Genomic DNA, 5,603 nt, shown 5'->3' on the forward strand with positions numbered 1-5,603 from the left:
GTGCCCAGTCCGCACAGGCCGCCCACTCCGGTGATAACGACGCGCCTGTCCATTCAAGCCTCCTTCGCAAGCAAGCCGCGGACGGCTTCCACGACGTCGCCGACATTCTTGAGATTGGACCAGGCATCAGCCGTGTTCATGTCGATCTTGATGCCGTAGGCCTGCTCCACATCCCAGAGGACGTCCGCCAAACCCAGCGAATCGAACCCGAGCGCGTCCAGTTCCGTGGCGATTGTTATCTCGCCGACGAATGACGCAGGCATTCCCTCACCGCTCTCCGACTCGGCGCGTTTCTTGATCAGGGCAATGACGTCCGTTGCGAATTGATCGGCCATTCTGTTTCCTGTCTTTCTTTCCCGCGTTTCGACCTGGACGCGGCTCAGTTCCTAAGGCGCGCCGCGTCGCGAAAGCCATCACGCTTGGGCAACTGACAAAGCCCAATGCTCATAAAGCCGGATCAGGTCCGGCCGGTGTGTGGCGTAGGTGCAGTATGACGATGTGAGCCGCTACACCGTGCGCGTCTCCCAGTCTGTCCATAGGCTCGGAAGAAGTCGGACAGTTTGACATGGCCGGTCAGTTGCAACTCCCTTTCCCAGCACTCCACTGCCCGGTAGAGCGCATGAAAAATCCCCTTTCGGGCGGTTTCTTAAGACGCTCGCCACGCTATGAGGCAGTGGGGCATCGGTGTCCGTCAGGTGCTTCTGCCCATGCAGGATTCCAGAACATTGATGAAATCGTTTGTTTCGATGAAAGGCATCCACACTTTGGATAGTTGACCACGCGTTTCAAAGGTCGTGAACTACATCTCCTCGTTGTGCTCGACGCACTCCCGACAGAGCGCAACCTCATGGGCGCGGCATGCAGGATTAACCGAGCCCAGCCGGTCATGAGTGCGGCCGGCGCTCGGCTGCTCGATTATTTGCGCGATGAGCTCGCGACCATGTCCGCGGAGGTATTCAAACTTAACGCTGCGTCCGGGAGCTCTTGCCCTCCAGTTCGCGACGCTCTCCCGCCCATCCAGTGCTCGTTTATTTCGTCGGATAGTTTGACCCGGCTCTACCGAATCGCCGCTTCAGGATCATTCTTTCCGATTTCGTCACGCTCGTATTTCTGCCGCGTCCTACACCGATTGGGCGCGAACAAAACTGAGCGCCTTGGAACCCGAACCCGTGCGTCGTGACCGGGAGCATCCGGGGCGAACTCATCCGCTCGGGGGCATCGCATCACCGGACGGCGACAGGCACGGTCGACCGGCATCTCGGCATCGGCTGGGAATTCGTCCATGGTCTGCATTGGCGACGCTTCCTGAGGCCACGTAGCCCTTATGCCAAGCTGGGCGCCCGGGTCGAGCGCGTAATGACGACAATTGCTTCGCTACAGGTCAAACGCTTTCCGGGCCACCTGCAAAGTCTTCACCCGGCCGTACAGCGCCCAAGACCACTGATGTGATCGACAAGAGCCTTTTTGATAAATCTGCGCTATTCTCCTGTCGCGCACGGACGACCGCGTGGCGAAGAGCAGGGTCCGAGATGAGAGCCCTGCCGCGCAGCTTCTATCGTCGCGCCTCGTTTGCGGCATCCGTGCCTACCCTCTTCGGACCTCGTGGGTTCCAACCGGCGACGAGGCGTGCATAGGCGCCCTCGGCCTGCTCCACCCAGCGGCGCTCTTCTTCCCGGTGGCTCTTTATGTTGTAGGCGTGCGCTCCCTTTTGGCCGCGCACAGCCTTGCTCCCGGCCTTGAGTTCCACATCGCGCAAGCTTCTTGGCATGCAGGGAGGGTCGAGCCCACGCGTAACTCTCGCCCTTCTCAACAGATGCCAGATCACGACAGAGAGTTTGCGTGCGGTTGCCACGGCCGCGACATGCTGTCCGCGCCGGGCTCGCACGCCGCAGGGAGAAGGCTCGCAACGGTCCGGGAGCACGAGCGGCCGCCCAGGCCGCCTCGACGAGCATGCCGCGCGCATGACCACGGCCCTGCTTGGTGATCCGCCCATGGTAGGCCGGACCTGGCCGGACTGCCGGACGCTTGGGTTCAACCCGAGATAGGTCACGAGCTTCTGCGGATCGTCGAAGCGCGACACGTCGCCGATCGCCGCCTTCATCGCCAGCGCGACGGTGATGTCGACGCCGGGAATGGTCATCAGCCGCTTCACGCCTTCATCCTCGAGAGCCGAGCGGACAAGATCGCGTTCGATGACCTGGAGGTCTTCGCCCAATCGGTCGAACTCGCGCAGATGCCCATCGATCGCGAGGCGCTCGTCCTGCGGTACGACCTGCTCGATTAACCAGGTCCGACCCTTGGCGCCGCACAGGTCGGCATGCGGGCAGGACGGGATCAGGTGGCTATGAAGGATCGACTGGATGACGCTCTTCAATCGAGATCTCTGTCGGACAATCTGATTGCGCCGTGTCACCTGTCGACGCAGAGCCTGCGTCGGCTCGTCCGCAATCCAGACTTCTGGCAAGAAGCCGCTGGCATAGAGCTGCGCAAGAACGTCGGCGTCGATCGTCGTTTTGATCTTGGCATAGGCAACGATAAACACCTGTTTCGGGTTGGCGATCCCCACCTTCTTCACATGCGGCGCAACCACAGCTGCAGCGGACGTCGCGTTGCCGGTGGCCTCGATCACCCCGACATCGTTCGGCGACAGCTTCGCGGCGAACGCCGCCAGCAGATCGCGCCGCATGTCGACGCGGCCGAGTCGCCTGAGCCTGCCCTCCTCCCATGCCACTGCTTCGGCGAAGGCGCGGTGAATATCCAGTCCGATGATAAGCATGCCCGTTCCTCCTTCTTGGCTCGGTCAAAGACGGGAGCTGGCGGGCAACACGACATCTACTGATCCGCGCTCGCAGCGCATCCGGGAAAGTCGCGAGGGGCGGCCATGTAACGAGTTCGGGCTCTCAGCCCACGGTCTATTGACGGCCTGCCTGCACCTTTGTGCTCCCGGTGCCCCACGTCCCGGATGGGCTCACCATAAGGGTCCAAAACCAGAACAGCAGGACGAAAAGGCACCACAGATCACATACCGGATAGCGGCAAGGCCAAGCGCTTCGTTCAGACAGGCTTGCGCCAATGGGCTTAGGCCGAGCCTACAACAGCTCTCAAAAACGCTGCCGGACTGCTGCATTGGCTTCGCCGATACAATTGGCACAGGCCTCACGGCAGCTTAGGATCAAACCGCCCATCAGTCGCCTCGGACTGGAAGGGTGAACCCTATTAGGTTCCACGCCTAGCTAGGTCGGGGCCGCCGAAGACGCTGGTTGATAGCCCGGCGCCATCGGCCCGGCGTTTCAAACTGCCAATCTCTGACCTGCACAGTACGAACGATTGCTCGCTTCGGCAGATCACGCGGCTCATATGTCGGACCTTAACGTCATCCATCATAAACTTTTTGCGACAAAAGATTGCAAGAATGCTAAATTGTTAAAGTCGTTTGTTTCGGTTAAAGGCATCCATCCCATGGATGGCTGATGACATGCGTTTCAAAGGACTTGATCTAAATCTCCTCGTTGTGCTTGACGCACTCCTGACGGAGCGTAATCTCTCGGCGGCGGCACGCAGGATCAACCTGAGTCAGCCCGCCATGAGTGCGGCCGTCGCCCGACTGCGCGATTATTTCCGCGATGAACTGTTTACGATAAGAGGTCGCGAACGATTTCTAACCCCGCGTGCGGCAGCATTTGCCCCCGCAGTTCGCGACGCTCTCCAGCACATCCAGTGCTCGATTATTTCTTCGGATCCGTTTGACCCAGCTCGAGCCGATCGCCTCTTCAGGATCATTCTTTCCGATTTCGTCACGCTCGTGTTTTTCGAAAAGCTTGTGGAGCGTATTTCACGGGAAGCCCCCGCCGTCAGCTTCGAACTGCTGCCTGTCGACGATAGCCCCGATGAGCTTCTCCGGCGCGGTGACGTCGATTTTCTAATTCTACCGGATATGTTCACGTCGAGTGTGCATTCAAGCGTTGCGCTGTTTGACGAGAAGCTCGTGTGCGTAGGCTGTCCCACAAACAAGCAGCTGCCACAGCAGCTTACATTCGAGAGATACATGTCGATGAGGCACGTCGCGGTCAGGTTCGGGCGTACGATGAAGCCGTCTATCGAGGAATGGTTTTTGCTTGAGCATGGCCTTAAGAGACGTGTCGAGGTCGCCGTGCAGGGCTTCAGCATGATTCCACCTATGGTGTCCGGCACAGCTCGTATAGCGACCATGCCCTTACGGCTGGTCAGGCATTTCGAAAAAACGTTCCCCCTGCGGGTTATCGAACTTCCGCTGCCATTTCCCACATTCACCGAGACCCTCCAATGGCCGGCCCTCCACAATAGCGATCCGGCAAGCATCTGGATGCGGGAAATAATGATACAGGAGGCATCTCGGATGGCTGCCCCGCTGTGAACCCACGGAAAATTCAGGCGCACCTATAGTCACTACTGCTGTCACCATCTACTCTGACGACAATAGCCCTCGCCGGATAAAGTCGATGCTGGCGGCAAGTGCGCCTGCGAGATCGTCCAGAGAATGGACTTCCTCGACCAGCTCGAACGAGAAAGGTCCCGCGTAGCCGCCATCCAGCAGCGCCTGAATCTGGCTGCCATTGTCGGAACCTGCAAGAAAGCGATCGGGGTAAATCCAGAAGGTCGGGTCGTTTACGCTTGAAATGTGCACCAGGCCGGTAAGCTCGCAGAACAGGCATGTCTCCCCGGCCAGGGTGTGGTGGAACGTGTCGTGCACGAGGCGAAAGACGGACTGGCCATCAACCGCGGCAACGGCCTCGGCCGCTTCCTTCTTTGATCGAAGCGAGCAGGTTCGGAAACCCAGCGGCTCGATGAGACCGATCAGACCCCGCGACTGGAGGATTGGCTTGATCTCGTTTAGAGCGAAACGAAGATTGTCCTGGCGCTCGCTATTGGTGGGCCACGAGCTGCGGTTGGCCGGCACCAACACGAGCGTCTCCGCCCCGCACGCCGTCGCATAATCGGCGAGGTTGCTTGCCTCGGCCTGACGCGTTGGAGTCCAGTCGTTGAACCGCTGCAAGGCGTTGACAGAGATGATCGTGACGCCCGCTTCGGTAGCGGCAAACCGAACGTCCGCAGCCGGAATGCCGCGTGCGACAGGATTGCTGAAATGAGGGTAACGGATTTGGACGTCGGTCAGGCCTTGGTCACGGGCAAGCGCGAAAAGCGCACTGACGTCAAGGCGGGGCGCCGCCATGTGATCGAGTGCAAAGCGGGGCGATACCTGGCGCATTGCTTGACTTTCCTTCCATGAAGCGCGGCTGCCATTTCGGCATCCGGCTTCTTTCAAGACGGAACCACGCCGGTTCACAGATCGGACAGAGACGGCCGAGTCAATCGAGCTTTCCTTTCATCGGTGAAAGGAAAATGGGCGCTCATGATAGAAATCCATCAAGGTCAAATATTTTCCGGAAGATAAATGTCGAACGGCAGAAATGTCTGCCCCGGGCTCTCCGCGACGCCGGCTTTGATGGCCCGCTCCATTGCCATTATCAGCTCCTGGCAAAGTCGGCGCATTGGCGTGCCGACCGCCATCGTCAAGATGTCATCCGCAAGCGCCCCACGTGACTGCGGCGTCATTTCACTCACGA

At 59.5% G+C, this 5,603-nt stretch carries 4 protein-coding genes and 3 pseudogenes; 3 read left to right on the forward strand and 4 right to left on the reverse strand.

Annotated elements, in window-relative coordinates:
- Positions 1–53 precede the first annotated feature (53 nt).
- Complete coding sequence (locus E5W87_RS25570) at positions 54–335, reverse strand: acyl carrier protein (RefSeq protein WP_029356603.1); 282 nt, start codon at positions 333–335, stop codon at positions 54–56.
- A 437-nt stretch (positions 336–772) separates the two neighbouring features.
- On the opposite strand from E5W87_RS25570, the pseudogene E5W87_RS36165 reads away from it, so the two are divergent.
- A pseudogene (locus E5W87_RS36165) lies at positions 773–1,110 on the forward strand (LysR family transcriptional regulator); the annotation flags it as partial.
- Positions 1,111–1,552: 442 nt separating this feature from the next.
- On the opposite strand, the gene E5W87_RS25575 reads toward E5W87_RS36165, so the two are convergent.
- On the reverse strand, positions 1,553–2,776 hold the full coding sequence (locus E5W87_RS25575; RefSeq protein WP_245467925.1) for an IS110 family transposase: 1,224 nt from the start codon (positions 2,774–2,776) through the stop codon (positions 1,553–1,555).
- A 255-nt stretch (positions 2,777–3,031) separates the two neighbouring features.
- Between E5W87_RS25575 and E5W87_RS25580 the strand changes: the two are divergent.
- Both E5W87_RS25580 and E5W87_RS25585 read left to right on the forward strand, forming a co-directional pair.
- A pseudogene (locus E5W87_RS25580) lies at positions 3,032–3,210 on the forward strand (integrase core domain-containing protein); the annotation flags it as partial.
- A gap of 265 nt (positions 3,211–3,475) precedes the next feature.
- Positions 3,476–4,393, forward strand: a complete 918-nt coding sequence (locus tag E5W87_RS25585; protein ID WP_063170390.1) for a LysR family transcriptional regulator — start codon at positions 3,476–3,478, stop codon at positions 4,391–4,393.
- A gap of 48 nt (positions 4,394–4,441) precedes the next feature.
- Here E5W87_RS25585 and E5W87_RS25590 read toward each other — a convergent pair whose 3' ends face one another.
- The gene (locus E5W87_RS25590; protein WP_029356612.1) at positions 4,442–5,245 is read right to left on the reverse strand and encodes a TIM barrel protein; all 804 of its coding nucleotides are present in this window, start codon (positions 5,243–5,245) and stop codon (positions 4,442–4,444) included.
- Between the two features lie 164 nt (positions 5,246–5,409).
- A pseudogene (locus E5W87_RS25595) lies at positions 5,410–5,603 on the reverse strand (LacI family transcriptional regulator); the annotation flags it as partial.

It is taken from the genome of Mesorhizobium sp. (assembly GCF_004962925.1).
GTDB lineage: Bacteria > Pseudomonadota > Alphaproteobacteria > Rhizobiales > Rhizobiaceae > Mesorhizobium.

Coding starts and splice junctions, on each gene's coding strand:
- E5W87_RS25585 (WP_063170390.1), top strand. CDS start 3,476: ATGCGTTTCAAAGGACTTGATCTAAATCTCCTCGTTGTGCTTGACGCA.
- E5W87_RS25575 (WP_245467925.1), bottom strand. CDS start 2,776: ATGCTTATCATCGGACTGGATATTCACCGCGCCTTCGCCGAAGCAGTG.
- E5W87_RS25570 (WP_029356603.1), bottom strand. CDS start 335: ATGGCCGATCAATTCGCAACGGACGTCATTGCCCTGATCAAGAAACGC.
- E5W87_RS25590 (WP_029356612.1), bottom strand. CDS start 5,245: ATGCGCCAGGTATCGCCCCGCTTTGCACTCGATCACATGGCGGCGCCC.